Source organism: Bradyrhizobium sp., from assembly GCF_004799445.1.
Lineage (GTDB): Bacteria > Pseudomonadota > Alphaproteobacteria > Rhizobiales > Xanthobacteraceae > Bradyrhizobium.
In genome coordinates this window covers 1-26,972 of record NZ_SSNA01000091.1, presented here as the reverse complement: position 1 = coordinate 26,972, position 26,972 = coordinate 1, and the positions used below count along the sequence as shown (strand labels likewise).

Sequence of the window (26,972 nt, the reverse complement as noted above, 5' to 3'; positions counted from 1 at the left end):
CATGTCCTCTGCCTATTCATTCGCGGACGCGAGATTAGCCAAGCTCGACGGGTTCCAGGTTGAGATCGACGAGGCGCATGAGCGCGCCGATATCATCCTCAACCGGCCGCCCTACAATGTGGTGTCGATGCCGCAGCGCGATCAGTTGCGGCTGGTATTCGAGACGCTGGACGAGGATACGCGGGTGCGGATCATCGTGGTCCGGTCGGTCGGCGAGCATTTTTCCAGCGGCGGCAATATCGGCGGCTTCATGGAAGCCACACCTGAAAAAGTCTCCAAGCTTGCATGGAATATCGCCTCGCCGACGCGCTGTTCGAAACCGGTGATCGTCGCCAACCGGGGCTATTGCTTCGGGGTCGGCTTCGAGCTGTCGCTGGCCTGCGATTTCCGGATTGCATCGGAAACGACGCTTTACGCGTTGCCCGAGCAGAAGCTTGGCCAGATACCGGGCTCGGGCGGTTCCGCGCGCTTGCAGAAGATGATCGGCATCACCCGCACCAAGGACATCGTGATGCGGTCGAAGCGAATTTCCGCCAAGCAGGCGTTCGACTGGGGCATCGCGACCGAATGCGTGGCCGATGCCGAGCTCGAGACCGCAACCGACAAGCTGGTCGATGAGCTCCGCACCTTCTCTCCGCTGGCGCAACGAACGGCGAAGAAGCTGCTGAACGATACCGAAGACTCGACGCTGACGGTCGCGATCGAACTTGAAGGCCATTGCTACAGCCGTCTGCGTCAATCGGATGATTTCAAGGAAGGCGTCGAAGCCTTCAACGCAAAACGTCCGCCAAAATTCGTTGGGCGCTGAAACTAACAAAAAGCCATTTGGGGTGAAAAACGGAGGGATAAAATGTCAATTGCTAATCTAGAGGGTGTTGAGGCGGGCTCGCCCGCCGCAACGAGGCAAATGCGAAACGCCATCGTGGCATCGCTGCTGGGATGGTCGCTGGATCTATTTGATCTGTTCATTCTTTTGTATGTTGCCCCGGTCGTCGGTGCGCTGTTCTTTCCCTCAAGCATCCCGACATTGTCGCTGGCGGCGGTCTACGCCTCGTTCGCGGTGACGCTGTTGATGCGTCCCGTCGGCTCCGCGATCTTTGGTCATTACGCGGACGTCCACGGCCGCAAGAACGCGATGTTTGTCGCGATCGTGGGCGTCGGTATCAGCACGGCCGCGTTCGGTCTGCTGCCGACGATCGCCCAGGCGGGGTACGTTGCGCCCGCGCTGTTTCTGATCTTGCGTCTGGTTCAGGGCATTTTTGTCGGCGGCGTGGTGGCCTCGACCCACACCATCGGCACCGAATGGGCCGCGCCGAACCGGCGTGGAGCGATGTCCGGTCTGGTCGGCGGCGGCGGTGCTGGCATCGGCGCGCTGCTGGCCTCGTTCGTGTTCCTGGTGATGTCATCGCTGTTTCCCGGGGATGCATTCGCGGTGTGGGGATGGCGGTGTATGTTCTTCGCCGGGCTGCTGAGCTCGCTGCTCGGCTGGTTCATCTTCAACAATCTCGAGGAATCCCCGTTTTTCAAGGAACAGCAGAAGCGCAAGGCGGCCGGTACCATTGTCGCGACCGACAAGCCGGTGAAGAAGCTGTTTTCGAGCGGCTGGCGCAACGTCCTGTTTCTCAACCTGCTGATTACGTTCGGCGGCGGCGCGGGCTACTACCTGACCTCCGGCTATCTTCCGTCCTTTCTCAAGGTGGTGAACGGCGTTCCCAATAGCGTCTCGTCGCTGATCCTGATGGGCGCCAGCGTGATTGCGATGGTGTCGGCGGTCTTCTTCGGCGGCCTCAGCGACTATATCGGCCGCAAGAAGACGTTCCTCTTGGTCGGCGTCGGCATGCTGGTGCTGCTGCCCGTCTGCTATCTCGGCATGGCGAAGGCCACCGATACCAGCGTCATCACGCTTTATGCGCTGGCGATCGCCTTCCTCGGAAACGCCGGCTATGCGCCGATCCTGATCTTTCTCAACGAACGGTTCCCGACCGAAATCCGCGCCAGCGGGACCGGTCTATCCTGGAATATCGGCTTTGCGCTGGGCGGCATGATGCCGACCTTCGTTTCGCTCGCAAGTGCAAGCCCGGCGCAAATCCCGATGTCGTTGTCGATCTTCGTCGTCGTCATCTTCTTCATCTACCTGACCGGCGCGCTGCTGATCCCGGAGACCAAGGGAGATTTCCGCTGATGTCGCGGGCGGCGGCCATGGGATCGGTTGCCGCTTTGCCGGAGCGGGTGCCATGAACGAACTTGCGTTCGACGATATCGTTGTCGGCGGTGGATCGGCCGGCTGCGTGGTCGCCAATCGCCTGTCGGCGAACGGCGCCCGCCGCGTGCTGCTGATCGAGGCGGGCAGGGATACCGTGCCCGGTGCGGAGCCGGCCGAGATCCTCGACAGCTACCCGATGCCGTTGTTCTTCGGCGACCGCTACATCTGGCCGGGACTTACCGCCTCTGCCGGGCGGGTGGGAAACGCGGCGGCGGTCACGCGCGCCTACGAGCAGGCGCGTGTGATGGGGGGCGGCTCCAGCATCAACGTGCAATCGGCCAATCGCGGTCTGCCGCGTGACTATGACGAGTGGCGTGACCTTGGCGCCGAAGGCTGGGGCTGGGACGATGTGCTGCCCTATTTTCGCAAACTGGAAACCGACCTTGATTTCGAAGGCGCGCTGCACGGCAAGGATGGGCCGATACCGATCCGCCGAATTTCACGACCGAACTGGCCTCCATTTGGTGCTGCCGTTGGCGCCGCCTTCGCTGAAAGCGGCGTGCCGTTCCGGCAGGATCAGAATACCGAGTTCGAGGATGGAGTTTTCCCTCCGGCCTTCTCCAATCGGAATGATCGTCGTGTGTCATCCGCCGCGGCCTATCTCGACGCGGCGACGCGCCGGCGCGGCAATCTCGCAATTTGGTCCGGCACGCATGTCGCGGGACTCGTCATGGATGGCCGGCGCGCCGAGGGTGTTCGCGTCCTTCGCGATGGCGAGAACGTCTTCATCCGCGCGCGGCGCGTGATCGTGACGGCGGGCGCCATCCAGTCGCCTGCCATGCTGTTGCGGGCCGGGATAGGCCCGCCGGCCGCGCTCGGCGCGCTTGGAATCGGGGTCGCGATCGCCCGCCCCGGCGTCGGCGGCAATTTGCGTGATCATCCCGCGCTGACCTTTTGTCAGTTTCTGCCTCGCGCGCTCAGGCTGCCGCTGTCGCAAAGGCGGGCGAGCTTCGTTGCGCTGCGCTATTCGTCCGGATGCGAGGGGTGCGATCGCTCCGACATGTATGTCACCGCTTCGGCCCGCGCCGGCTGGCATCGGCTGGGGGCGAGACTCGGTCTTTATTTTCTCTGGTGCAACCGGCCGTTTTCCGCCGGGCGGGTCTCGCTGGTCTCGCCTGACCCGGGCCGCTATCCGTCGGTCGAGCTCAATCTTCTCGAGGATTCGCGTGATCTCGAACGGATGATGGCGGCGGTGCGAATGCTCGCCCGGCTGGTCGTCAATCCAGTGCTTAATTCCGCGCCGGACGATTTCTTTCCAGCCTCATATTCGCCGCGGATCAAGCAGTTGAGCGGGGTCGGCCGCGCCAACGGCATCGCTGCATCGGTCCTCGGCGCCCTGCTGGACATTCCCGCAAAGCTCCGCCACCTCTTGATCAGGCAATTCTTGCTCAACGGGATCGCGTTCAAGGACGTCATCGAGGACGATCAGGCGCTTGCGGATTTCGTCCGTCGCAGCGTGTTCGGCGTCTGGCACCCGACCGGGACGTGCAGGATGGGCGATCCCTCGGATTCACATGCGGTCGTCGATCCCGGCGGCAAGGTGATCGGCAGCGAGAACCTTTATGTGGCCGATGCATCCGTGATGCCGCGTCTGCCCACCGCCAATACCAATATCCCGACGATCATGATCGCGGAAAAGATCAGCGACGCCCTGCTGTCACAATGATCCACCGAATCCGTGCATATGTTCCTATGGGCATATGTTCCAAAACTCCGCTGGGCCTATGGACGGCGGTGAGGCCGGTCGGCAAAGATACCCGTCCCTGATTCTCGCTGGAACAAGGTAAGACGCTGTGCAACCGTCCAAGGAGAGCGCCAGGAAATCTCCGCGAGCGAAATCGCTTGCGGCTCTCTGGGCGCGCGTGAAGGCGCATCCATTGGCCCGGCTCGGTCCCGGGTTGATTACCGGGGCAGCCGACGACGATCCGAGCGGCATTGCGACCTATTCCCAGGCGGGCGCCCAGTTCGGCCTCGACATGCTCTGGACCATGCCGTTGGCGTATCCGCTGATGTCCGCGATCCAGTCCATGTGTGCGCAAATCGGACGGGTCACCGGCGAAGGACTGGCTGCCAATATCAAGACCGCGTTCCCGCCCATCGTGCTCAAGGGCGTGGTCTTGCTGCTGTTGATCGCCAACACGTTGAACATTGCGGCCGATGTCGCGGCCATGGGGGAAGTCGCGGAACTGGTCAGCGGCGTCGATCGCCACCTCATGACGGTGTTTTTTGTATTGGTGACGCTGCTGCTTCAGATTTTTGTCCCGTATCACCGATACGTCTTTTTCCTCAAATGGCTGACGCTCTCGCTGCTGGCCTATGCCGCCGTCCTGTTCACGGTGCATGTTCCCTGGGGAGAGGTGGCGCTGAGGACCGTGTGGCCGAAGCTGACGCTGAATTTCAACACCGCCGCCGTGATCGTTGGCATCTTCGGGACCACCATCAGCCCATACCTGTTCTTCTGGCAGGCGTCGCAAGAAGTCGAGGACATGCGTGCCAAGCGGAGCGCCGCGCCGCTGTTAGAGGATCCGAAAGCGGCGCGCACGGAACTCCGGCGCATCCGCTGGGATACCTGGAGCGGAATGTTCGTTTCCGACCTCGCGGCCTATTTCATCATCCTCGCCACCGCCGTCACGCTCCACGTGTCGGGAACTACCGACATTCAGACCGCCGCGCAGGCGGCGAGCGCGCTGCGGCCGCTGGCAGGCGAATTCGCCTTTCTCCTGTTTGCGATCGGCATCCTTGGCGTCGGGTTGATCGGCGTGCCGGTGCTCGCCGGGTCCGCCGCCTATGCGCTCGCGGAGGCCATGGGCTGGAAATCGGGCCTTGAACGAAGCCCGAAGAATGCGCGCGGTTTCTATGCCGTGATCGCTATCAGCGTGCTTGCCGGATTGGTCATCCAATATTCGCCCATCAGTCCGATGAAGGCCCTGTTCTGGAGCGCCGTGATCAATGGCGTGGTCGCAGTTCCCTTGATGGTGGTGATCATCCTGATCGCCTCCAGCAAGTCGGTGATGGGCGCGTTCACGTCGAGCCGGGCGATCGTGGCCCTTGGCTGGATCGGGGCCGCGGTCATGGGCTTAGCGGCCGTCCTGATGCTTGTCCCCGGTTAGGCTTGAATCCCGTACCCGTACGAAAGTGCGCCGCCCTTGATCGCCTTGACGTGGGGCTCGGTGCGACTGTTTCCGTTCTCAACCAATTCTGAGTCAAGGCACGGGGAAATCACCGATACTTGATTGGTCGAGGGCGTTGTTCAGCTCGGAATCCGGGAATTTCATTAAATTTGATTTTCAGTGCTCCAGACGGCTAGCTGAAATAGAAACAGCAGGTGCTGCCGGTTGCGCGACACAAGCCGATTGCAGCGATCGTCGAACTGCGCGGACACGTAAATGTTAACAGCCAATTTAGTGGCGGGGCCGGCAATCGCGCCTATGTTACTTGACGCACGACAGCGATCGGCTGGTCGTTCGGCGAACCTCACGGCATTGCGGGACGTTGACATGGTGGCATTGGTTTCGGGCAGGCCCATGGCTTCGAAAGTTCGAAGCTCAAGCGCGACGAATAATCTCGGGGCGGTTGAGGGTCGGCCGATGACAAGACTGCTTCTGATCGAGGATGACAGCGAAACCGCTGAAGAAATTACCGCCGAACTGGCCGATTGCGGCTTTGAGGTCGAATGGGCGGCCAACGGAATCGAAGGCCTCGACAAGGCGCGCTCATTGCGGCCCGATGCCATGATCGTCGATCGGTTGCTGCCGGGCATGGATGGCCTGACGGTGATCGAGGCGTTGCGCAAGGATCAGGTGCGCACCCCGGTGCTGGTGCTGAGCGCGCTTGGCGCGGTCGATGACCGCGTGCGCGGATTGCGGATGGGAGGTGACGACTATCTCACCAAGCCATTTGCGTTCGTGGAGCTCATCGCGCGAATAGAAGCGCTGCTGCGCCGGCCCGTGGAATCGCGCGAGACGACATTGCGGGCGGGACCGCTGGAACTCGACCTGATCGCGCGCACCGTCAAACGAGGAGATCGCGAGATCGATTTGCTGCCGCGCGAGTTTCGCCTGCTCGAATATATGATGCAGCGTAGCGATCAGGTGCTGACGCGGGCCATGCTGCTCGAGGAAGTCTGGAATTACAAATTCGTTCCGGCGACTAACCTCGTCGACGTGCATATGGGCCGGCTGCGGCACAAGGTCGACGGGCCCAGCGATATGCCTCTGATCCACAATGTCCGCGGGGCCGGGTTCATTCTTCGGACTGGACCGTAAAGTTCAGACGGCCGGCTGCGATGCGTCGCCGTTGACGTCAAGCAGGAACCGACTGGCAATATCTGATGCGCCCACCGCAGTTCATACATTCGACTACCTTCCATTGGGCGCTGGCCGTGGCCGGCGTGTTGGCAATCTTTGTCACCACGCTGTTCGGCTTCATCTACTGGAAGACCGACAGCTACCTAATCGCGCGGTCCGACATGGTGATCGCCGGCGAGCTGAACATCATTGCGGCAGTGCCCGAAGAACGCCGGCTATATTCAGTCGATCAGCATCTGAAGGAGGATTCCCGCAACGTCCAGTATGCCGGACTGTTCGATAGCGACGGCCGCAGAGTTGGCGGCAATCTGGAGCAGCTGCCGCCCGGGCTCAAGACGGATAGTTCAGTTCAGAGCGTCTCCATCACCAGGATGCTTCCGACCGGAAAAGAAACTCGCGTCATCCGTGCCATCGCGAGGCGTACGCCGAGCGGTCAAATGGTGGTGATCGGGCGAGAAGTCGACGAAGCCAGGAAGATTTCCCATGTTGTTGGCCTGGCGCTCGCGCTCGGTCTGGTCCCGGGCTTTTGTCTTTGTCTGCTCGCCGGCGCCTGGCTGAGCATGCGCGCGCAGGGGCGCGTCGAAGAGGTCAACCTGCGGGTTCAGCGCATCATTGCCGGTGATCTGCGCGAGCGGCTTCCGCATCGCTCCGTCGATGAGCCGTTCTCGAAACTGGCGATCATCGTCAACGGCATGCTCGACGAGATGGAAACCATGATCAACGCGCTCGCCGGTGTCGGCAATGATATCGCCCACGACCTACGAACGCCGCTGACACGCGCGCGGCTGGCGTTGGAGCGCGGGCGCACCAACGCCACCACTCTGGAGCAGCTTCAGGGAGTCGTGGACAGGTCGATTCTGGGCATCGATCAGGCCCTGACGATTGTGACAGCGCTGCTGCGGCTCGCGGAGATCGAAAACAGCCGTCGGTCAGCGGCCTTCGGCTGCGTCGCGCTGCACGACATGCTGGGTGAGGTGCGCGATATCTATGAGCCGATCGCCGAAAACAAGGATATCGCCTTGCGCGTGGCAGCGACGAACAATCTGACCGTGCGCGGCGACCGCGACCTGTTGATCGAGGCGATCGCCAACCTGATCGACAACGCCATCAAATTCACGCCGGAAGGCGGAAGGGTGGATCTTGAGTTGCTGCGCGTCGAAGGCGAAACCATCGTGCGCGTGACCGACACCGGTTGCGGCATCAGCGAACAGGAGCGCGACGCAGTGCAGCGGCGCTTTTACCGCTCCGACAAGATCAGAAATACGCCCGGTGTAGGCCTCGGGCTCAATCTCGTGACTGCGATTGTAAAGTTGCATGACTTTCGGTTGGCGATCTTCCCGGGCCCGGGTTGCCGTGTGGAGATTATTTGTCCAGACACGCAGGAATTGAAGGTCAGCGGGAAGGACACAGCCTCAGCGCGAGAGCCTTACGCAATGGCCGATAGCCCGAAAGCGGCAATGGTCGCAGCGGCGAAATCGATTTGAAAAAAACCATTCGCTGACGTCGCCGAACCCCGACGTCAGGTGGTTTCGAGCGAAGAAGGTATCGGCTCGTGTAAAGAAAACGCGCCAAGGCAGCGAGCGCCTGGCTTGCCGACGCCACAGCAGCTCGATTGGTGGACACAACATTTACGCAAGCACGAAGGGTGGCCGCCGGCCGCCCTTTTTCGTGCGGCGGCAGATCAAGCGATCGACCGAAGTGGCCGACGGCCCGCGTCAAGGCCGAACCCCAAGCGCCGCGCAGCCGCGGGCGCTCGATGAAGGCCGCAGGCGGTCGAATACCGGGCGCACCGATACGCTCTCAGGCTTGATGCCTTCGGTCGGCAGCGACACGACTACCTTTGATCGGCGACGTTTCTGAGGATGAGGTTCGATAGTTTAACGACGAGCCCGCGAAGCCGGGCATTCTCCTCAAGAAGCGAGAGAACGTCGTCGGCATGTTCGTCGTCCCGAAGCCTGCAGTCTTCGCGGCGATCGTGCTGGTCATGTGCCGGATATGATGTTCCCATGGTTACTCCCCAAATCAAGGAACGCCCCCAATCGTCTTCCAGGACGCCACGATGAATCAGGTCGGGGGCAAATTTAAGACCAAAATTGGAAACGCGCGGAAAATGCCGATCGCTGTGGCCAGACAAAGCCGCAAAAAGATTTGCCAGCCGGTTCTGGCCATGCTGCGGAATTGTAATGTTGTGCTTCCGGAAAAGATTCGAACATTCGGACTCGCGTCAGACTCGGACTCTGATGAAATCGTCAACAGACGAACGTCACTCAGCTCAGAAATCCGGGCGACTCTCTGCCTTGAAAGCTAGTCGTGTTCGAGTCGTCCGCCGCCGAACATGGTCGGCACGTAGCGCGGGGCGCCTATCGCCGACATGAAGCGCTGTTTGGTGAGCACGGGATCGAACGCAATCGGCGGACGAACGACTTCGGTATCGGGTTTTGTCGAGAGCACAAGGAACCTGGCGCCGGCCCCGTCGCTTTCGCGCATCGCCGCGGCAAAAGCGTCCGGCGTCGTCACATTCTTCGCGCGGGGGATTCCCGCCGACAGCGCGAGTGCGGCGAGGTCGAGGTTGGCATTGGTCAGGGCCTGTCCCCCCGAAGCGGCATGGACGCCGTTCTGGATCAGCAATACCGTGAGGTTGCCCGGGGCCACCGCGCCGACGGTGACCAGCGCGCCCATATGCATCAGGACCGCGCCGTCGCCTTCGACCACGATGACCGGACGGCGCGGCTGCGCGATCGCAAGCCCGAGCGCTAGCGGAAGCGCCAGCCCCATCGCGTCTTCGAAGTAGAAATTTTCGGGCTGATGATGCATCGACGCCCACAAATACGAGGCGTTGCCGAGCGAAGTCACCACCAATGCGTGCTGGGGCAGGGTATCGGCGAGTGCCTTGTAATAATCGGCCCGGCTCGGCCTCGCCGCATTCACCATTGAACGTCCTCCTGCGACAGCAGCAGCGCAAACGGGCAGCAGGCCTCCTCGGCATAGGTCGCGGCGCGTTCGACCTGGGGACCGATCGGCCGGGCTCGATCGGCCCGGGCATGGGCAACGCCCAGTCCCCTCAGGACCGGCTCCGTCACCCGGCCCTTTGGCGTGTGATAGAACACAGGGTCTTCGATGGTCCCTCGATAGGATACCAGCATCAAAAGCGGGAATTGATAGCGTTGGGCGAGGGAAACCATCCCGGCGCCCATGCTCAATAGTCCTGCGTTTTGCACAAACATCGCGGTCCGCACGCCGCCCAGCCGGGTGCCGCAGGCGATCGCCAGCGCCTCTTCCTCGTGGGTCGCCCGCACCAGCCGCATGGTCGGCTCATGCTCGATACGCACCAGAATCTCGCCAAGCCAGCTGTCCGGCACGGCAATTGCAACACCGAAGCCAAGACGTTTCAGTGTTTCAAGGATCTCGGACGGCCGATGCGGATCTGCGGATTGCTTACCCGACGCCACCATCAATCATCTCCTTCGCGAGCAGGCGGCTTGTCGCCGCCTATTCAACTTCTGACTGTGCCAATTCTGACCGTGCCAATTCTGACTGTGCCAGGTCCGCGATCCGGCGTGACGGGCGCAAATGTAGGAAAGATCGGTGCCGTTGTCGATCCGACACCGATGGTGCAGACTATTGCGGCCGAGCGCGGCGAGATCGGATTGCGCCATAGCGAATATTGCAAACCGGGGATTAGAACATGAAACGCGTTTTACTCGCTCTCTTCGCTCTCGCGATCGCCGTGCCCGCGCAGGCGCAGGACAAGCTGGTCGTCAGCATCTGGGGTGGCAGCTGGCGCGATCTTGTCGCTGAAACGGTTGCCAAAAAATTCACCGCCGAGACCGGCGTGCCGGTCGAGTTCATCACCGGCGGCACCATCGACCGGCTCAACAAGGAGAAGCTCGCCAAGGGCGATCCGGAAAGCGACATTACATTTACGACGTCGCATGTCGGCTGGCTCTATGCCAATGACGGGCTGTTCGAGCCGCTCGATCTTTCGAAGATCCCCAACGCGAAAAACCTAGCCGATGAAGCGCGGATCAGTCCGTTTCACCTCGGCGCCTGGGCCTATGTCTACACCATCGGCTATCGCGCCGACCTTCTGGGGGAAATGAAATTCGAGAGCTGGGGCGATCTGTGGAAGCCGGAACTGAAGGGCAAGATTGCCGGGCCGGATTTCGATCCCAGCCACATCATCGCGGTCTCGGCGATTCTTTCCGGCAGCGACGCCGCGCATTGGAAAAAGGGACAGGACAAGCTCAAGGCGCTGAAACCCAATTTCAAGGCCTTCTACACCAACGACGCCAACAGCCAGCAGTTGCTCGCCAGCGGCGAGACGCCGGTGCAAATCGTGTTGTCCATGAATGCCTATTACATGATCGGGCAGGGCGTTCCGATCACGCTTGTGATTCCGAAGGAGGGCGCGGTTCTCGGTGTCGACACCGTCGCCGTCATGAAAGGCTCCAAGAAGGCCGAACTGGCCTACAAGTTCATCAATGCGCTGTACGATCCGGAAATCCAGGCCGAGATTGCCAAGATCAAGAAGGGCAGCCCCGCGGTCCTCAATGCCAAAATTGATCCGGAGATTGCGAAACTTCCCGGCGTGTTCACGACCGCGGCGCAATGGAAGCAGCAGATCAACATCGATGCCAGGCTGCGCGCCGAGAAAACCGCGGAGTGGCGCAAGTGGTTTGCCGAAAACATCATGAACTAGCGCGCTGTCGTTCGGTCCCGTGAACCCGCAGCAGCCATTCTTGCGCACCTTCGCTGCGCCCGCGCTGCTCTGCGCCTTCGGCCTTGTCGCCGCGTTGGCGGCCGTGCTGCAATTCAGTCTGCGCGCCTATGTACCCGGCTCGCTCGATCCCGGCGGCTTTACGCTTGCGAATTTCACCGATCTCTTGAAACCGCTCTATGCGCGGGTGTTTATCGACACCGTTTGGATCTGCTTTCTGACCGCGGTCTCCACCCTGATCGTGGGCTATCCGCTGGCCTATGCGCTGGTTCGTTCGCAAAATGCGATTCTAAAATCCACCCTGCTGGTGATCGTCGTCACGCCGCTGTTTCTCGGCGAAGTGGTCCGGACCTATTCCTGGATCATCGTTCTCGGCAATAATGGGTTCATCAATTCGATCCTGCTCCATCTCGGAATCGTCAGACAGCCGGTCCAGTTCATGTTCACCACCTTCGGCGTCGTTGTCGCGCTCGTCCATGTCACGATGCCGGTGATGGTGATCATGCTGGCGGCGGCGCTGTCGCATATCGACCGCGACTATCAGCGCGCCGCCGAAAGCCTTGGCGCCGGTCCGGTTCGCGTCTTCCTGACCGTGACGCTGCCGCTGTCGATGCCCGGCGTCGTGGCCGGCGTCACCACGGCCTTTGCGTGGACGTTCAGTGCCTTTGCCACGCCGCAGCTGATCGGCGGCGGCCGGGTCAACATGATCTCGAACCTGGTGTATCAGCTCGGCTTCGCCAGTTTCAATTTTCCGTTCGCCGCCAGCCTGTGCGTGACAGGTCTGGCGCTCACCATTGTGGTATTGTCAATGTTGCGGCTGGCGTCGCGCCGGCTCGAAACCATCGAGCCGCATTGAGATGCCGCGCTCGACCTATCAGCGCCTGCTCGGCTTCATCGGCAAACTCGTCGTGGTGCTGATCCTCGGCTTCCTGGTGCTGCCGGCCGCCGTCGTGACCATCGCGGCGTTCAACGACAAGGCGATCCTGTCGTTTCCGCCGCAGGCGTGGTCGATGCGCTGGTTCGCCAAAGCCATTGCCTATCAGGATTTTCGCGACGGCTTTCGCAATGGCCTGATCGTCACGGCGTGGAGCTCGACGGTGGCGCTTGCGGTCGGCGCCATGTTTGCCTTCGCGCTCAACCGCTACCGGTTTCGTTTCAAGCGGGTCATCGAGGGCGTGTTGCTGTCGCCACTTGTGATTCCACATTTTACCGTGGGGCTCGGCTTCCTGATCCTGGCTGCGCAGATCGGATGGAACCGCAGCTATACGGTCGTCATCGCCTGCCACATCGTCCTCGTGCTGCCTTTCGTGCTGCGCAGTGTCTATGTCTCCCTGCGCAACCTCGATCAGAGCTATGAGCGTGCCGCGGCGAGCCTCGGCGCCTCGCCGCTGCGGGTGATGGTGACCATCACGCTGCCGCTGCTGCTGCCGGGCCTGGTCAGCGGCTGGCTGTTCGCCGCCATGCTGTCGTTCAACGAATTCACGGCGTCGCTCTTTGTCACGGCGCAGCGGACGCAGACGCTGCCGGTGGCGATGTACAATTATGTCAGGGAATTCGCCGATCCCTCGATGGCGGCGCTGTCCGTCATGTACATCGCGGCCACCGCCGCGCTGATCATCTTTGCGAATGCGTATCTCGGTCTTGGCAAGGTATTGAACATTGAACAAACTCGCTGATCAGGACGCCCGAACGCAAGGTCCGGCCGCCGATCAAGACGGCGCGGTCCGGTTCAACGCCGTGACCAAGCGGTTCGGCGAAACCACCGCGCTTGATGGTGTGTCGATGTCGATCAGGCAGGGCGAGTTCATGACCCTGCTCGGCCCCTCCGGCTGCGGCAAGACCACTCTGCTCAATCTGGCCGCGGGATTCCTGAGCCCGGACGGCGGCGAGATCCTGATCGGCGGCGAGCGGATGAACGACGTGCCGACCTACAAGCGGGAAATCGGCATGATGTTTCAGAACTACGCGCTGTTTCCGCACATGAACGTGGCCGGCAATGTCGCCTACGGCCTGAAGGTCCGTGGCGTTGCCAAGCAGGAGAGAGACCGTCGCGTCGAAGCAGTGCTGGGACTGGTGCGGCTCGCAGGCTTTGAAGATCGCACGCCACGCCAGCTATCCGGCGGCCAGCAGCAGCGCGTGGCGCTGGCGCGCGCGCTGGTCATCAATCCGACGGTGCTGCTGCTCGACGAGCCGTTCTCGGCGCTCGACAAGAACCTGCGGGCGTCGATGCAGGTGGAATTGCGGGAGATCCAGCGCAAGCTCAACGTCACGACGATCTTCGTGACCCACGACCAAAGCGAGGCCTTGAGCCTTTCCGACCGCCTGGCGGTGATGTCGGAGGGACGGATTCGCCAGCTTGGAACGCCCCAGCAAATCTACCGCCAACCCTGCGACCGGTTTGTGGCCTCGTTCATCGGCGACGCCAATGTGCTGCGCGGTCGCCTCGAGGGGGTGGAAGGCGCGTCTGCGATCATCGCCATCGGGCCCGTTCGGGTAAAAGTGCCGTGCGGGCCTTTGGCTGATGTGGCGAGGTCGGCGGCAGTCGATCTGTTCGTGCGGCCCGAACACCTCGCGCTGTCGGAAGCGACCGAGGCGTGCGCGACCCATGGCACGATTGTCGCCCATGTCTATCAGGGCGGCTATGTCGACACGTATATAGAGTGTGGCGAGGCGTCCCGCGATCGGCTGCTGGTGCGGTCGGGAGGGCACGAAGCGATGACGCGCTGGCCAACCGGCGCGCGGGTCGGCATCTCCGTTACGTCAGGCGAAGCGGTTGCATTCGTGTAGAGCGCTCCTGGCCGTCGCCGTCAATCGTTCCACCGCAGCCGGTCGCGCCGATGCCGACGGCTTACGGCTGCGTGCCGGTGGTCAGGGGCTGCAAGGTCTCCTGTTCCGGATCAGCGCCACATCCCGCGCATCCGCGCGCCGACGTTGATGCGCGGCCCCTGGCTCGCGGAGTGAGCGGCTGCACCGGCCACCGCGGGCGGCCAGACGGTCTGTTCGAACAGGCCAAGCAGCGAGGTGGGAATGAAACGCGTCCGTGACGCATAGACGTGGCGGTCGCCTTGGGCATGCTGGCCGTGGGTGAAGAAACGCTGCGGCATCAACAGATCCAGATCGTCCCGGGCGCGGGTCATGGCCACGTAGAGCAGCCGACGCTCTTCCTCTATCTCCGCGCTGGTTCCGGCGCCGAGGTCCGAGGGCATGCAGCCGTCGACGACATTGAGCACGAACACCGACTTCCATTCCTGGCCTTTGGCGGAGTGGATCGTCGACAGGATCAGATAGTCCTCGTCGAGCAGCGGGACCCCGGCCTGATCGCTGGTGGCGTCGGGGGGATCGAGCGTCAGCTCGGTAAGGAAGCGCTCGCGCGAAGGATAGCCGCTGGCGATCTGTTCGAGCTGGATCAGGTCGGCGCGGCGGGTCGCGGCATCCTCGTGGTTTCGCTCCAGATGCGGCTCGTACCACAGCCGCGCGCGCTCGATGTCGGCGGGCCAGGTTGAATGGCTGAGATCCGCTACCGCCCCGATGAACGTTCTCCAGTCTTCCCCCGCGCGCGGCGGGGCCGGCGCTCGGGCAAGGGCTGCGATCGGATCGGGGTCGTCAGCCATGTGATCGAGCACACGCTGTGCCGAAGTGGGACCGATCCCCGGGATCAGAAGCATCAGGCGGAAACCGGCGACGCGGTCGCGCGGATTTTCGACAAAGCGCAGCAGCGCCAGCATGTCCTTGACATGCGCGGCATCGAGAAATTTGAGACCGCCGAATTTGACGAACGGGATGTTGCGGCGGGTGAGTTCGACTTCCAGCGGCCCGCTGTGGCTTGAGGTACGGAACAGCACGGCCTGCTGCTTCAGAAGCGTGCCGGTTTCGCGGTTTTCCAGAATGCGTTCGACGACGCTGCGCGCCTGATCGGCTTCGTCGCGGACAGTGACGAGCCGAGGCCGCATACCTGAAGTCCGGTCGGTCCACAGGTTCTTGGTGAAGCGCTCCTTGGCCAGATCGATCACGCCGTTGGCGGCGGCGAGGATGGTCTGCGTCGAGCGATAGTTGCGGTCGAGCGTGATGATATCCGCCGGCGGCGAGAACTGACTGGGGAAGTCGAGAATGTTGCGCACGGTCGCAGCGCGAAACGAGTAGATCGATTGCGCATCGTCGCCGACCACGGTGAGACCTTCACCGCGGGGTTTCAAGGCCAGAAGGATCGACGACTGCAGGCGGTTGGTGTCCTGATATTCGTCGACCAGGACATGGTCGAAACGACCGCCAATATCGCCGGCCAGCGCCGGATCGGTCATGGTCTGCGCCCAGTACAGCAGCAGGTCGTCATAATCGAGCACATTCTGGCGCTGCTTCGCCTCGACATAGGCCGCGAACAACTCCTTTAGTTCCACCGCCCATCCGCAACACCACGGAAACGACGCGCCCAGCACCTGCTCGATCGGGTTTTCCGCATTGACGCAGCGCGAGTAGATCGCAAGACACGTGCCCTTGGTCGGGAAGCGCTCTTTCGTTTTCGAAAACCCCTTTTCGTGCCGGATCAGGTTCATCAGGTCGGCGGAATCCTCGCGGTCGTGGATCGTGAAGGCGGGGTCAAGACCGATCCGGTCGGAATATTCCCGCAGCACGCGCGCGCCGATGCCATGGAAGGTGCCGGCCCACGCCAGCGCGTCCGTCATCACCCCGGCATTGTCGCCGATGACCTTGCGCGCGATCCGCTCGACACGCTTCGTCATCTCGGAGGCCGCGCGGCGCGAAAATGTCATCAGCAGGATGCGTCGGGGATCGGCTCCGTTGACGATCAGATGGGCAACGCGATGGGCAAGGGTGTTGGTCTTGCCGGAGCCGGCGCCGGCAATCACCAGCAGCGGGGCAAACGGGCCCGGTCCCGCCGCGCCGTGCTCGACGGCCCGCCGCTGTTCCGGATTGAGGCTTTCAAGGTAAGGGGCTGCCGCTGGCACGGAATGATGGTCCTTGGGGTGCAAGACCACCCTCGGTGATTCCCGTCCCCCACACAATCACTCCGAAGTTGGCAAAAACGATCCTGACGCCAGATTGCAACATCCTGAGGTCAGCGTGCTGGCCGTTCGTTCGCTGATGGTGAGGCCGAGACCTCGAAGTCGAACCCGTCGCGATGGAACGGCTCATTGACAAGTTCGAAGTGCCACCACTCCTTGGCATAGGGACGAAAGCCTGCGCGTTCCATGTAGGAGCCTAGTGTTCGACGGTTGCGCAGTGCCATCCCGCCTGCAAGAGCGTTTGATGTATGGGCAAGTACGTCCAGACAGTCGTAGCCCGTGCCAAAATCGATAGTTCCATCCTCGAATCGCTCGCCTTTTGGAGAAGTGCATGCCTTAGGGGATTGTGAGGGATCTGGCGGCGGCGCGACCGAAAGAGCAACTGGGACGATGCCTAGATCCACTGTGCTTCCCCGCGAGTGAGCTGACCGCTTTGCGAGATATCCAAGAGCGAATAGCTTTTCCTTGTCGGTGCGAGGGTAGAATTCGGTCTTCATTTCGGAGTGAGTTGGATCTTTGCTCCACTGAAGAAAATCAGCGACGGCCCGCTTCGGCCGATAGCAATCCCAGACGATGAGCGAGAGCTTTTTCTCGGCCAACATCCCCTGCACCGCTTCAAGGGCTCTTGCGGCCGGCTCGCTGAGGATACACTCGGCGGCGAGGTAGCCTCTTATCGGTCTTCCTACAAAGTTATGAGATCCCGCATAGCGAATGTCCTGAACGATTGCAGGATCAATATCACGCAAATAAACGAAGCCTTTGGGCATGGCGGAGCCTGCCAAAGCCGAGGCCGGCAGCATCGTTATCAAGACAAGGCCAGCACGGATGAGCATACTGAATATGCTCACCCGGCTTCGCGCAATGGGTCTCCTCTGACTAAAGGTTGCCGGCATAAATGCTAGGATCCGGCAGGGATGCGATGTGGTGTCGTTGCCGCGCCATCAGAGCGGACCGAGGAAGGCCTCTTGAGGACCACAGAATTCCTTCGCTGCCGCCGCGACAGCATTGCCGGTGATGTTCCGGCGCTCGGGCGAGTCCATTTTGAGCTCTTCGTCCCGGTTGATGATAGAGCCCGCCTCCAGCAGGACGGCGGGCATCCGGGTCGATCTCAGCACGACGAGCTGATCGTAGCTATAGACACCGGTTTCCTTGTTCAGCAGCGGGTGCTGGTATCGACCCATGATGGCCTGGGTATATTGCTGAGCATATTGCAGGCCCTGGGCCTTCATTGCCTTGCCGATCAGTTCGGCGAATAAGAGGCTCGTCTTGAAGTCTGGATTGTTGCGGGAAACGAAAACGGAATAACCGCTGAAGCGGTCGCTGAAATGGCCCTTCTTGCCCTCGAATTCCCAGTCCTCGAGCAATGAGTTGGGCACGGAGTCGTGGTGGATCGACAGAAATAGATTCGCGCCCAGATGATTGGCCGCGGCGACACGCTTGGCGAGGCTGGGCCTGGCCTTGCCCTCGGTCAGAAGCAGCATGGTCTCTGCGAAGCCTTCGGCCTTCAATTTCTCCTCGATCCGCTGCGCAAGTCGCAGATTGAAGGTGAACTCGGGGACGTTGCGGGCGCTGGTCGCGCCTTCCGATTCGGCGGTATGTCCCACATCCAGAACGATCCGGAATTTCGAGGGATCGCACATCGATGCGGCCGGTTTCAAGAAGTTCAAGTTGGCTGGCCCCAGAGCGGCAAGCCTTACAGTGTGGGGCTTTGGCGCGGCAGCGCGCTTCGCCGAGATGGCCGGCTTTCGTGAGGCGACGTGCGCAGGCGATTTGCCCTGCTTTGACGGGCCTTTGAAGATATCCAACAGCCAGCCGGCAGCGCCGGACTCGCTCGGCAGCAGCACCAATGCGGCCATCGCGGCGATGACGGTGCGACGGCGGCACCGAAAGCCGAAGTCCGATCCGGCGAATTTTCTTCCTGACGACAGCAATCCTAACTTCCCCCAAGAATAATTTTCTGTTCGCACTCCATGACGGGATGGCAGCACGAGACGACATTCTACAGGGATTCTGCACCACGGGTTACTGGAAATAAATTGCGCGCTCAATTCGACGAGCGGGCTCAAAAAAATCTTTGAGAGCAGCAGGTTATCGCTCCCTTACCGCGCCTTGATCTCGTCGAATTTGGAAAGCGCTCGTTCAAATTTGGCATTGAAGAGCCACATCGCATCAAGAATTTCGCGGAAGGTCGCGGATGTTCTTGCCCTGTCGGCTTGCCCAAAGGCGAAGATGCTGTTGTTTCGCAGATATCCCATGATCTTCGGGTCGGAAATCCTGTAGTTGACCAGGTTGCCTGACTTGAGCGCGGACCTGGTCGGAGTGGGAATGATCTGGATGAGCTCGAAGAGCTTCATCTGGTCGATCGGACTTGGCAATGTTTTCACGATCGCCGGCACTTGCGGGAAAACATTAGCGTGTGCGCTCATGAGGGCATCTCGCACGGCGATCCAGTGGTTGAACCGATGATCCAGATTACCGACCCGCGCCTCTTCCTTGTCGTCGCGATGGCTCAGTACCCGATCGAAGGCCGCTACCGCGCTTTTTATCGCTGCCCATTTCCTTCGACCATTTTGATCCTCTGATGGGCCCGTTTGAAAGCTTCCCTTGTATTTGTTCGAACGCGCATTCCCTACGTTCTGGTTGCCATTTGTCTCGGCAAAGAACAGCCCCAGACTGATACGGCCTGCCGCTTCGGCATTCGCCGCATCAAGACCCCTGGCTCGCGCAATGGCAATCGCCAGATCGACAACGTCCTTGAATGGAGAATCTGATTTTTGCGCGTTGGCGGGTGGCGCCTCCATGAGGTCGAAAAGAGCCCTGTACTCATCGAGCAGCGGCTCCTTGTCGGCGTCAAAGTACGCCGGAGGAATTCCGAACTTGTTGGGCCTTCCAATTTTGGAGGGAAGGACGTCGGTAAGGTCTTTGTATGCGCTCATCATGTTGATGCGCGCAAGATAGAGTGCTTGTCCCGGCAAATTCGGAAGCGGTTGCTTCGAATTGATCTGGGCGCGCCGCTGGCCCAGGACCATCTCAAAGTCGCTTACTGCATTGTTGTAGGCGTTGAGTGCATCCGATTGTTTTTTTGTGAGGGCGTCCGGTTGACCCATCGCAGGGGAAATAAAGCCAAGATTGCCAATGGCGGGTGAGACGAGCGACGCGGCAGTGCTGATGATCGCATCGATGGCGATGGAAACCGGCGGCGTGAGGAAAAGTCCGAGAGCAAGAGCTGCCGTGGGCGCAGCGGTATAGCTTGCTATCCCCATGGCAGTCTCCCACGCCTAAGCAGTGCGGTTGGCTTTCACCAGCGCGATCAGTTCGTCGCCGTAATGCTCGAGCTTCTTGTCGCCGATCCCCGCGATATCGCGCAGTTGATGGAGCGTCATCGGGCGCGACGCGGCGATGCCGTCGATGGTGGCGTCATGCAGCACGACATAGGCCGGCACGCTGCGCTTGCGCGCCACCTCGGAGCGCCATGCGCGCAGCGCGCCGACCAGGGCGGGATGGCCGGCTTCGCCGCTTGTGCCCGAAGCCGACGCGAGATCGCCGCGCCTTGATCTGGTCCGGCTGGCGCGCAGGCGGGAGCCCGGGGTCTCCTCGCGCAGCATCACTTCGGTCTCGCCTTTCAGCACGCCGCGCGCGGTTTCCGTCAGTTTCAGCGCTCCAAAGGCCTCTGCGTCGGGCTGCAGATGGCCCATCGCCACCAATTGGCGCAGCGCGGCACGCCACTGCTTTTCGTTGAGCTCGCGGCCGATCCCGAAGACGGAAAGCTTGTCATGGCCGAATTGCTGGACGCGTTCAGTCAAGCGGCCGACCAGCACATCGATCAGGTGCATGGCGCCAAAGCGCTGCCCGGTGCGATAGGCGCAGGACAGCAGTTTTTGCGCCATCACCTTGCCGTCGCGGAGCTTTGGCGGCGACAGGCAGTTGTCGCAATTGGCACAGCCGGCGGTGCTGGCTTTTTCGCCGAAATAGCCGAGCAGGCGGGTGCGCCGGCAGTTGGTGGTTTCGGCGAGGCCGACAAGCGCGTCGAGCTTGCCGATCGACACCCGCTTGAACGCTTCCGCGCCGCTGGACTCCTCGATCATGCGGCGCTGCTGCACGATGTCCGACAGGCCATAGGCCATCCAGGCACTGGAGGGCTTGCCGTCGCGCCCGGCGCGCCCGGTTTCCTGATAATAGGCCTCGATGCTCTTCGGCAAATCGAGATGGGCCACGAAGCGCACGTCGGGCTTGTCGATGCCCATCCCGAACGCGACGGTAGCGACGATCACGATGCCGTCCTCGTTGATGAAGCGGTCCTGGTTGCGGGAGCGCATCCTGGCGTCGAGGCCGGCGTGATACGGCAGCGCCTCGATGCCGGCCTTGGTCAGCGCGGCCGCGGTGTCCTCGACCTTGGCCCGCGACAGACAGTAGACGATGCCGGCATCGCCTGCGTGGCGCTCGCTGATGAAGGCTTTCAGCTGCGCCGGCGCATTCTGCTTGTCGACGATTTCATAGCGGATGTTGGGCCGGTCGAAGCTCGCGACAAAACGCGGCGCGCCGGCCAGCCCGAGCCGGTCGATGATCTCCTTGCGGGTGAGATCGTCGGCCGTGGCTGTCAAGGCGATGCGCGGCACGTCGGGAAAACGCTCCGCTATCACCGACAGGCCGATATATTCCGGGCGGAAGTCGTGCCCCCATTGCGACACGCAATGGGCCTCGTCGATAGCGAACAGCGCGACCTTGGCGCGGCCGAGCAGGTTGAGGCAGCGCGGCGTCAACAGCCGCTCGGGCGCGATATAGAGCAAGTCGAGGTCGCCGGCGAGAAGCCGCGCCTCGACCGCGGCGGCCTCATCGAAAGTCAGGGTGGAATTCAGCACCGCGGCCTTGACGCCCGCCTCGAGCAGTCCCGCGACCTGGTCGCGCATCAGCGCGATCAAAGGCGAGACGACGATGCCGCAGCCCTCGCGCAGCAGGGCCGGCAATTGATAGCACAGCGACTTGCCGCCGCCGGTCGGCATCAGCACCAGGCAATTGCCGCCGTTGGTCACATGCCCGATGATCTTTTCCTGCTCGCCACGGAAGCCGGGCAGGCCAAACACGGAGTTCAGGACGGAAAGCACGTCAGGGGCGAGGCCGGGCGGGCGCTTGGCGGCTGAGGCGGGAACAGACATGCGGGGTTTGTTGGTCCGTGTACGAGCTTGACGACAGCTCTATCCCTGATTCGGGCTATCCGCCTCTTTGCAGATCCGGCCAAAACGCCCTTTTTGCAACGCCGACTGCGCTGTCGCGCCGAAGCAAGGTATCATGCGGCCTCCCAACCTGCACGACATTGCGCGCTCACTCCCGGGTCGTTTTCCAGCGACCCAGGGAATCTGCGGCCAATTGTTTGGCTGGCAGCTACGCCCCGGCGGAGCGCAGCGCTTGCGCAACGCTCAATATCTCGACGTTTCGTCGTGATGCCGCATCGAGCGCGTGCCGCAGCAGGGAGGGGGTGCAGCCGTAAGGGCTCGGCTCGGCCGCCACGTCATGGCTGTAGAAGATCAGCCAGCCGTTGCTGGCGACGGCTTCGTCGAACATGCGATCGATGCCGTCGCGGTCGATATCGCGGTTGATGAGAGGGGTGGCGCGCAGGAATTGCAAATCCGCCACCCCGGCGTTGACCCCGGGAATAATGCCACGCGATGAATGGAAGATCTTCCCGAGCTGCCCCTTGCGCAACACCGATCCCAGTCCGTAGGGATAGGCGAAATTCTCGATCCTGATCGATGGATCGAGTCCCCTGAGGTAGCGGCGGTTGTCTTCGATCTCCGCAGCCAGTGTTGCCGCATCGAGATCGGTGGTTCGCGTGTGGGAGAAGGTGTGGCAGGCGATTTCATGGCCCTGGCGGTGAAGTGTCACGATCTCATCGCCGCTGATTCCGTCCCAATGGCCGGACCATTTATCGACCAGCCCGCCCGCGACATAGAAGGTCGCCCGTGCATCATACGCCTCGAGAATGGGGACGCCGACGGCGGCCGCGCTCTTCGGCGTATCGTCGAACGTGAAACTGACCATCGGGCCCCGGTTTCGCAACCGGAACGGCGATATGCAAAAATGTCTGGCCATGCGGTTGCTGACGCGCGCCTTCAATGGTGACCAGTCGGGGCGCATGACTTTCACCGGGTTCAGATGCTGGAGTGCGGCAATGCCGCTCGCTCGCCGCCTGTGAGATAGTCGAGCCAGTTGCGGAAGATCACGGTCGCCGCGGTGCCTGTCGTGACGTCCGGCCGAAGCGTGCGCTCGGGCAGCTCGATGCTCAGCGCCGGCCTGCGTTCGGCGCGCGCGCGCGTCTCGAAGGCTGCCAGGCGCTCTTCGGTGTCGGTATCGAAATAGCCGGCGGGGATGGCCGGATAGGTGTCGCGCTCGTGGCCGAGAAAGCGGGCGATGTCGCGCAGATATTCGCGCTCCAGCGACAGCGCCTCATATTCGGGATGTCCCTGAAAGAAGATGAATTGGCTGCGCAGCTGCTTGGCGAACATATCGACGCCGGCTTCCGGCGAGAGCGCCAGCAGTTGATAGCCCCGCTGTGCCAGATCGTCCGCCCGCAGCTCATTGAGGCGTGAGTGCGAAACCCTGAACGGCGAGGGAAGACCGTCGGTCAGCCAGTGATCGGCCAACCCAAAGCAATCATAAATTCCGGAGCATTTGGCATCGAGCCGCCGGCGCTCGATGCCATCGAGATGCAGCACGGCGGCATGGGCGGCCAGACACGACCAGATGGTCGAGCGGGTGTTGGTCTTCGCCCAGTCGACGATTGAAGCGAGTTCAGGCCAGAACGGCTCTTCGGCTAGGCTTGCGGCGGCCGGCTCCGCGCCGGTGACGATCAATCCATCGAGCCGCAGGCGGTCGAGATCGGCGATATCGGAATATTGCTGGTCGATGCGCCACTGCAGCGGTTGCGAGCGTTTCACCGAAGGCAGCGAGAAGCAGTGGAAATCGATCCGAACGTCCCCGGCGGCTCGTCTTAGCAGGCGCATGAACTGGCGTTCCGTCGCCTGCAGCGCTGCATCCGGCATGTTGTTGATGAGCCCGATCGTGAGGTCCACATCGACGTGTTGCGGATGACCGAGTTTGTCTTCCCGCCGCAGCTGCGTCGGTGCGAGGCCGGGGCTGACGATCAGCCGCCGTTTCTCCAAGAGCACGGTCATGTCGGGCCGGGCCGATTCATTCCGCCGCCTCGAGCCGTTTGTGCGGCGAGCTAGCCTGCGCCAGGGCCTGGTCGATATCCTCGATGATGTCGGAGACGTGCTCGATGCCGATCGAAAGCCGGATGGTTTCGGGCAGCACGCCGGCCACGCGTTGCTGTTCGGCGGACATCTGGCGGTGGGTGGTGGAGGCGGGATGGCAGGCGAGCGATTTGGCGTCGCCGATATTGACCAGCCGCGTGATCAGCTTCAGCGCATCGTAGAAGGTCTTGCCGGCCTCCATGCCGCCCTTGATGCCGAAGGTGAACAGCGATGAGGCATTGCCGTTGAGATATTTCTGGACCAACGCGTAATAGGGGCTGTCGGAAAATCCTGCATAATTGACCCAGTCGACGCGCGGGTCGTGGCGCAGGAATTCGGCGACCTTGCGGGCGTTCTCGACATGGCGCTCGACCCGCAGCGCCACGGTCTCGATCCCCTGCAACAACAGGAACGCGTTGAACGGCGAAAGCACCGAGCCCATGGTGCGCTGATAGACGCTGCGCGCGCGCTGGATATAGGCGCTGCTGCCGAATTGCTTGGTGTAGACGAGGCCGTGATAGGACTCGTCGGGTTCGTTGAAGGCCGGAAAGCGGCGCGCGTGCTCGGCCCAGGGGAAACGGCCGCTGTCCACGATCGCTCCGCCGAGGGTGGTGCCGTGGCCGCCGAGAAACTTCGTCAGCGAATGGATGGCGATATCGGCGCCGTAATCGAACGGCTTCAGCAGGATCGGCGTGGCGACCGTGTTGTCGACCACCAGCGGCACGCCATGACGATGCGCGACCCTGGCCAGCGCCTCGATGTCGCAGACATTGCCGGCGGGGTTGCCGATCGTCTCCGCGAACACCGCCTTGGTGTTTTCGTCGATCAGCCTTTCGATCGCGTCGGCCTTGTCGCTCGCCGCGAAACGCCCGGTGATGCCCTGGCGCGGCAGCACGTGGCCGAGCAGCGTGTGCGTGGTGCCGTAGAGTTGCGGAACGGAGACGATGTTGCCGCCGCCGTCGGCGAGATTGACAAGGGCGAAATGCAGCGCGGCCTGGCCGGTCGCGACCGCGAGCGAGCCCACGCCGCCTTCGAGTTCGGTGACGCGTTTTTCAAGAACCGCCGTGGTCGGGTTGGCGATCCGGCTGTAGCGATAGCCTTCCGCCTCCAGGTTGAACAAAGCGGCGCCGTGGTCGGCGCTGTCGAAGGCGTAGGCGACGGTCTGGTAGATCGGGACCGCGACGGATTTGGTGGTGGGATCGGGTTCGTAGCCGGCGTGAATAGCAATCGTTTCGTTGCGCATTATCACCTCACCGCTTTGCGGCAACGCACTTGACCATGCGTTTTATTCGCAAGGCTCAGTGTTAGAGGCGGATGGTCAACCCTTCAATAATTCGCGCCAACATCGACGAAGTAACCCTAATGGACCTCGGTGAATTGATTAAAATTCGAATGAAACCGTTATTGCCGCGTAACCATGCCGGCGCGCTCTCGGTTAATGCTTTGCCTACTTCTCGAGGCGCCGGTCAGCCGCCGACCGCGCGCCGGACCTGTTCGCCGATCTGGTGGAGAACCAGCCGTCCCTGCGGCAGAACCGCGCCCATGGCCTGGAAGTTATGGATCATGCCGTCGTGACAGGTGTGTTCGACGGCAACCCCCGCGGCGACGAGTTTTGCCGCGTAGGCGTTGCCCTCGTCGCGCATCGGGTCGAACTCGGCGGTATGGATAATGGCGGCGGGAAGTCCGGCGAATTTCGTCGCGCGCAGCGGCGAAATTCTGGGATCGCTGCGTTCCACCCCTTCCGGCAGATAGAGCGCGAGGTCCGCCTCCAGCGTGGCCCGGTCGAGCAGGTGGTTTTCGGCGAATTCTTCCCGCGAGGGCGAGGTTTCCTCGAAATCGAGCACCGGACATATCAGGCATTGCGCCGCGATCGCCGGGCCGCCGCCGCGCAAGCTCTCCTGGCACACCACGGCGGCAAGCGTCGCGCCGGCGGAATCGCCGCCGACCACGAGCCGCGCCGGATCGATGCCGAGCGAGGCGGCCTCGGCGGATACCCAGCTGGTTGCCGCGATCGCATCCTCGACCGCGGCGGGATATCGGTGCTCGGGAGCCAAGCGGTAGCCGACGGAAACCAGCCGGCAGCCGGTGGTTTGCGCCAGCGCCGCGGCGACGGCATCATGGCTCTCGATACTGCCGCCGACCATGCCCCCGCCATGGAAGAAGACGAAGCCCGGCAAGGGTTCGCTTGAGGCATCCGCCGGGGCATAGAGGCGGTAAGGAAGATCGCCCTCCGGACCCGGCAGCGCGCCATCGATTCCGGTCACGGCGGCCACCTCGGCGCGGGTGAGGCGCATCATTTTCGCAAATGCCTGGCGGCGTTCATCAAGGGTGGAGGGCGCTCGGCCTTCCGACGCGGCCGCCGCCATCATCGCGAGAAAACGCTGGGCCAGGGGATCGAGGGGCATATCCGGCTCCCCCACGCAACGGTGGGTCGATTGTGGTCTATTGAACGTTGATCCATCCCGATGTCCGGGATATCCCGCAAGTAAATCCTTAGGGAATTCCGACAATAGTCAAGGGATTGTGCGGGGTCCCGCCGCAGCGGGAATGGAACGATGGCCGAGACGATCAAACCAGTCAGTTTTTCCCAGACCTGGACCTTCTTCGAAGGCGACTGGCACGAGGGCAATGTGCCGATCATGGGTCCGCGCACGCATGCGGCGTGGCTGGCTTCGACCGTGTTCGACGGCGCGCGCGCCTTCGAGGGTGTGGCGCCCGATCTCGAGGCGCATTGTGCGCGGGTCAACCAGTCCGCTGTCAATTTCAAGCTCAAGCCGGTTGTCGATCGCGAAACCTGGCTCGCTCTCGCGCGCGAAGGCATCGCGCGCTTCGACGCCAGTGCGGAACTGTACATCCGGCCGATGTATTGGGCGCAGACCGGCGCCGGCGGCGGCGTGCTGTTCGACCCGGAAACCACCAACTGGTGCCTGTGCATCTATGTCGCGCCGATGCCGCCGACCTCCGGCTCGGCGATCACGCTGTCGCCGTTCCGCCGGCCGACCATGGAAAGCGCGCCGGTGGATTGCAAGGCCGCCTGTCTCTACCCCAACAATTCGCGCGCGCTGGGCGAAGCGCAGGCGCGCGGCTTCAACAATTGCCTGATGCTCGACATGCTCGGCAATGTCGCGGAATTCGGCAATTCAAACGTGTTCATGGCCAAAGACGGCGTGGTCTACACGCCGGCGCCGAACGGCACCTTCCTGAACGGCATCACGCGGCAGCGCGTGATCGGCCTATTGCGCGCCGCCGGCGTCAGCGTGGTCGAGAAGACCCTTAAATATGCGGATTTTCAGAACGCCGACGAAATCTTCTCCAGCGGCAATTTCGCAAAAGTCGCGCCGATCATCCGGATCGACGACCGCTCGCTGCAGCCCGGCCCATTCTACAGCCGCGCGCGAAAATTGTACTGGGATTTCGCCC

22 protein-coding genes are annotated in these 26,972 nt (G+C 62.1%); 11 read left to right on the top strand and 11 right to left on the bottom strand.

Features of this window, described 5'->3' with window-relative positions; all coding sequences use genetic code 11:
• The first annotated feature begins 1 nt into the window (after position 1).
• From E8A46_RS12045 to E8A46_RS12020, 6 genes are all read left to right on the top strand, one after another.
• A complete protein-coding gene (locus tag E8A46_RS12045) occupies positions 2 to 808 on the top strand; it encodes an enoyl-CoA hydratase/isomerase family protein (protein ID WP_291560779.1) in 807 nt (268 codons plus the stop codon).
• 48 nt (positions 809 to 856) lie between these two features.
• Positions 857 to 2,182 carry an MFS transporter gene (locus E8A46_RS12040; protein ID WP_363251630.1) on the top strand — a complete coding sequence of 442 codons (1,326 nt, stop codon included), beginning with the start codon at positions 857 to 859 and terminating at the stop codon, positions 2,180 to 2,182.
• Between the two features lie 52 nt (positions 2,183 to 2,234).
• The gene (locus E8A46_RS12035; protein WP_291560775.1) at positions 2,235 to 3,929 is read left to right on the top strand and encodes a GMC family oxidoreductase N-terminal domain-containing protein; all 1,695 of its coding nucleotides are present in this window, start codon (positions 2,235 to 2,237) and stop codon (positions 3,927 to 3,929) included.
• A 127-nt stretch (positions 3,930 to 4,056) separates the two neighbouring features.
• Complete coding sequence (locus E8A46_RS12030) at positions 4,057 to 5,373, top strand: divalent metal cation transporter (protein ID WP_291560773.1); 1,317 nt, start codon at positions 4,057 to 4,059, stop codon at positions 5,371 to 5,373.
• 477 nt (positions 5,374 to 5,850) lie between these two features.
• On the top strand, positions 5,851 to 6,528 hold the full coding sequence (locus E8A46_RS12025) for a response regulator transcription factor (RefSeq protein ID WP_291560771.1): 678 nt from the start codon (positions 5,851 to 5,853) through the stop codon (positions 6,526 to 6,528).
• A 65-nt stretch (positions 6,529 to 6,593) separates the two neighbouring features.
• A complete protein-coding gene (locus tag E8A46_RS12020) occupies positions 6,594 to 8,054 on the top strand; it encodes an ATP-binding protein (protein ID WP_291560769.1) in 1,461 nt (486 codons plus the stop codon).
• Between the two features lie 820 nt (positions 8,055 to 8,874).
• Here E8A46_RS12020 and E8A46_RS12015 read toward each other — a convergent pair.
• Both E8A46_RS12015 and E8A46_RS12010 read right to left on the bottom strand, forming a co-directional pair.
• Complete coding sequence (locus E8A46_RS12015) at positions 8,875 to 9,501, bottom strand: thiamine pyrophosphate-dependent enzyme (RefSeq protein ID WP_291560768.1); 627 nt, start codon at positions 9,499 to 9,501, stop codon at positions 8,875 to 8,877.
• The gene (locus E8A46_RS12010) at positions 9,495 to 10,022 is read right to left on the bottom strand and encodes a thiamine pyrophosphate-binding protein (RefSeq protein ID WP_291560767.1); all 528 of its coding nucleotides are present in this window, start codon (positions 10,020 to 10,022) and stop codon (positions 9,495 to 9,497) included. The genes E8A46_RS12015 and E8A46_RS12010 overlap by 7 nt, the downstream gene beginning before the upstream one ends.
• Before the next feature lie 233 nt (positions 10,023 to 10,255).
• Here E8A46_RS12010 and E8A46_RS12005 point away from each other — a divergent pair, with 233 nt between their 5' ends.
• Genes E8A46_RS12005 through E8A46_RS11990 form a run of 4 tightly spaced genes read left to right on the top strand, consistent with a single transcriptional unit; the run spans position 10,256 to position 14,074 of the window.
• The gene (locus E8A46_RS12005; RefSeq protein ID WP_291560766.1) at positions 10,256 to 11,269 is read left to right on the top strand and encodes a polyamine ABC transporter substrate-binding protein; all 1,014 of its coding nucleotides are present in this window, start codon (positions 10,256 to 10,258) and stop codon (positions 11,267 to 11,269) included.
• Positions 11,270 to 11,309: 40 nt separating this feature from the next.
• Complete coding sequence (locus E8A46_RS12000) at positions 11,310 to 12,143, top strand: ABC transporter permease (RefSeq protein WP_291560764.1); 834 nt, start codon at positions 11,310 to 11,312, stop codon at positions 12,141 to 12,143.
• Position 12,144: 1 nt separating this feature from the next.
• Positions 12,145 to 12,963 carry an ABC transporter permease gene (locus tag E8A46_RS11995; RefSeq protein ID WP_291560762.1) on the top strand — a complete coding sequence of 273 codons (819 nt, stop codon included), beginning with the start codon at positions 12,145 to 12,147 and terminating at the stop codon, positions 12,961 to 12,963.
• Positions 12,947 to 14,074: an ABC transporter ATP-binding protein gene (locus tag E8A46_RS11990; RefSeq protein WP_291560759.1), complete on the top strand. Its 1,128-nt coding sequence runs from the start codon at positions 12,947 to 12,949 to the stop codon at positions 14,072 to 14,074. Before E8A46_RS11995 ends, E8A46_RS11990 begins: the two co-directional genes overlap by 17 nt.
• Before the next feature lie 110 nt (positions 14,075 to 14,184).
• On the opposite strand, the gene E8A46_RS11985 is transcribed toward E8A46_RS11990, so the two are convergent.
• The 9 genes from E8A46_RS11985 to E8A46_RS11945 form a co-directional block, all read right to left on the bottom strand.
• A complete protein-coding gene (locus tag E8A46_RS11985) occupies positions 14,185 to 16,248 on the bottom strand; it encodes an ATP-dependent helicase (protein WP_291560757.1) in 2,064 nt (687 codons plus the stop codon).
• Positions 16,249 to 16,358: 110 nt separating this feature from the next.
• Positions 16,359 to 17,138, bottom strand: a complete 780-nt coding sequence (locus E8A46_RS11980; RefSeq protein WP_291560755.1) for a M15 family metallopeptidase — start codon at positions 17,136 to 17,138, stop codon at positions 16,359 to 16,361.
• Positions 17,139 to 17,246: 108 nt separating this feature from the next.
• Entirely contained in the window at positions 17,247 to 18,371 is a 1,125-nt protein-coding gene (locus tag E8A46_RS30440; protein WP_363251598.1) for an N-acetylmuramoyl-L-alanine amidase, read from the bottom strand.
• A 33-nt stretch (positions 18,372 to 18,404) separates the two neighbouring features.
• Positions 18,405 to 19,412, bottom strand: coding sequence for a hypothetical protein (locus E8A46_RS11970; RefSeq protein ID WP_291560924.1), 1,008 nt, complete (start codon positions 19,410 to 19,412; stop codon positions 18,405 to 18,407).
• A 171-nt stretch (positions 19,413 to 19,583) separates the two neighbouring features.
• A complete protein-coding gene (gene recQ, locus E8A46_RS11965; protein ID WP_291560753.1) occupies positions 19,584 to 21,458 on the bottom strand; it encodes a DNA helicase RecQ in 1,875 nt (624 codons plus the stop codon).
• 226 nt (positions 21,459 to 21,684) lie between these two features.
• A complete protein-coding gene (locus tag E8A46_RS11960) occupies positions 21,685 to 22,341 on the bottom strand; it encodes a polysaccharide deacetylase family protein (RefSeq protein WP_291560751.1) in 657 nt (218 codons plus the stop codon).
• Positions 22,342 to 22,451: 110 nt separating this feature from the next.
• A complete protein-coding gene (locus E8A46_RS11955) occupies positions 22,452 to 23,474 on the bottom strand; it encodes a homoserine O-succinyltransferase (RefSeq protein WP_291560748.1) in 1,023 nt (340 codons plus the stop codon).
• Positions 23,475 to 23,490: 16 nt separating this feature from the next.
• On the bottom strand, positions 23,491 to 24,795 hold the full coding sequence (locus tag E8A46_RS11950; RefSeq protein WP_291560747.1) for an O-acetylhomoserine aminocarboxypropyltransferase/cysteine synthase family protein: 1,305 nt from the start codon (positions 24,793 to 24,795) through the stop codon (positions 23,491 to 23,493).
• Positions 24,796 to 25,018: 223 nt separating this feature from the next.
• A complete protein-coding gene (locus E8A46_RS11945; RefSeq protein ID WP_291560744.1) occupies positions 25,019 to 25,957 on the bottom strand; it encodes an alpha/beta hydrolase in 939 nt (312 codons plus the stop codon).
• Positions 25,958 to 26,107: 150 nt separating this feature from the next.
• Here E8A46_RS11945 and E8A46_RS11940 point away from each other — a divergent pair.
• On the top strand, positions 26,108 to 26,972 hold an 865-nt coding region (locus E8A46_RS11940), incomplete at its 3' end, for a branched-chain amino acid aminotransferase (protein ID WP_291560742.1).

Coding starts and splice junctions, on each gene's coding strand:
- E8A46_RS12045 (WP_291560779.1), top strand. CDS start 2: ATGTCCTCTGCCTATTCATTCGCGGACGCGAGATTAGCCAAGCTCGAC.
- E8A46_RS12035 (WP_291560775.1), top strand. CDS start 2,235: ATGAACGAACTTGCGTTCGACGATATCGTTGTCGGCGGTGGATCGGCC.
- E8A46_RS12025 (WP_291560771.1), top strand. CDS start 5,851: ATGACAAGACTGCTTCTGATCGAGGATGACAGCGAAACCGCTGAAGAA.
- E8A46_RS12020 (WP_291560769.1), top strand. CDS start 6,594: ATGCGCCCACCGCAGTTCATACATTCGACTACCTTCCATTGGGCGCTG.
- E8A46_RS12015 (WP_291560768.1), bottom strand. CDS start 9,501: ATGGTGAATGCGGCGAGGCCGAGCCGGGCCGATTATTACAAGGCACTC.
- E8A46_RS12010 (WP_291560767.1), bottom strand. CDS start 10,022: ATGGTGGCGTCGGGTAAGCAATCCGCAGATCCGCATCGGCCGTCCGAG.
- E8A46_RS12005 (WP_291560766.1), top strand. CDS start 10,256: ATGAAACGCGTTTTACTCGCTCTCTTCGCTCTCGCGATCGCCGTGCCC.
- E8A46_RS11995 (WP_291560762.1), top strand. CDS start 12,145: ATGCCGCGCTCGACCTATCAGCGCCTGCTCGGCTTCATCGGCAAACTC.
- E8A46_RS11980 (WP_291560755.1), bottom strand. CDS start 17,138: ATGCTCATCCGTGCTGGCCTTGTCTTGATAACGATGCTGCCGGCCTCG.
- E8A46_RS11970 (WP_291560924.1), bottom strand. CDS start 19,412: ATGGGTCAACCGGACGCCCTCACAAAAAAACAATCGGATGCACTCAAC.
- recQ (WP_291560753.1), bottom strand. CDS start 21,458: ATGTCTGTTCCCGCCTCAGCCGCCAAGCGCCCGCCCGGCCTCGCCCCT.
- E8A46_RS11960 (WP_291560751.1), bottom strand. CDS start 22,341: ATGGTCAGTTTCACGTTCGACGATACGCCGAAGAGCGCGGCCGCCGTC.
- E8A46_RS11955 (WP_291560748.1), bottom strand. CDS start 23,474: ATGACCGTGCTCTTGGAGAAACGGCGGCTGATCGTCAGCCCCGGCCTC.
- E8A46_RS11950 (WP_291560747.1), bottom strand. CDS start 24,795: ATGCGCAACGAAACGATTGCTATTCACGCCGGCTACGAACCCGATCCC.
- E8A46_RS11945 (WP_291560744.1), bottom strand. CDS start 25,957: ATGCCCCTCGATCCCCTGGCCCAGCGTTTTCTCGCGATGATGGCGGCG.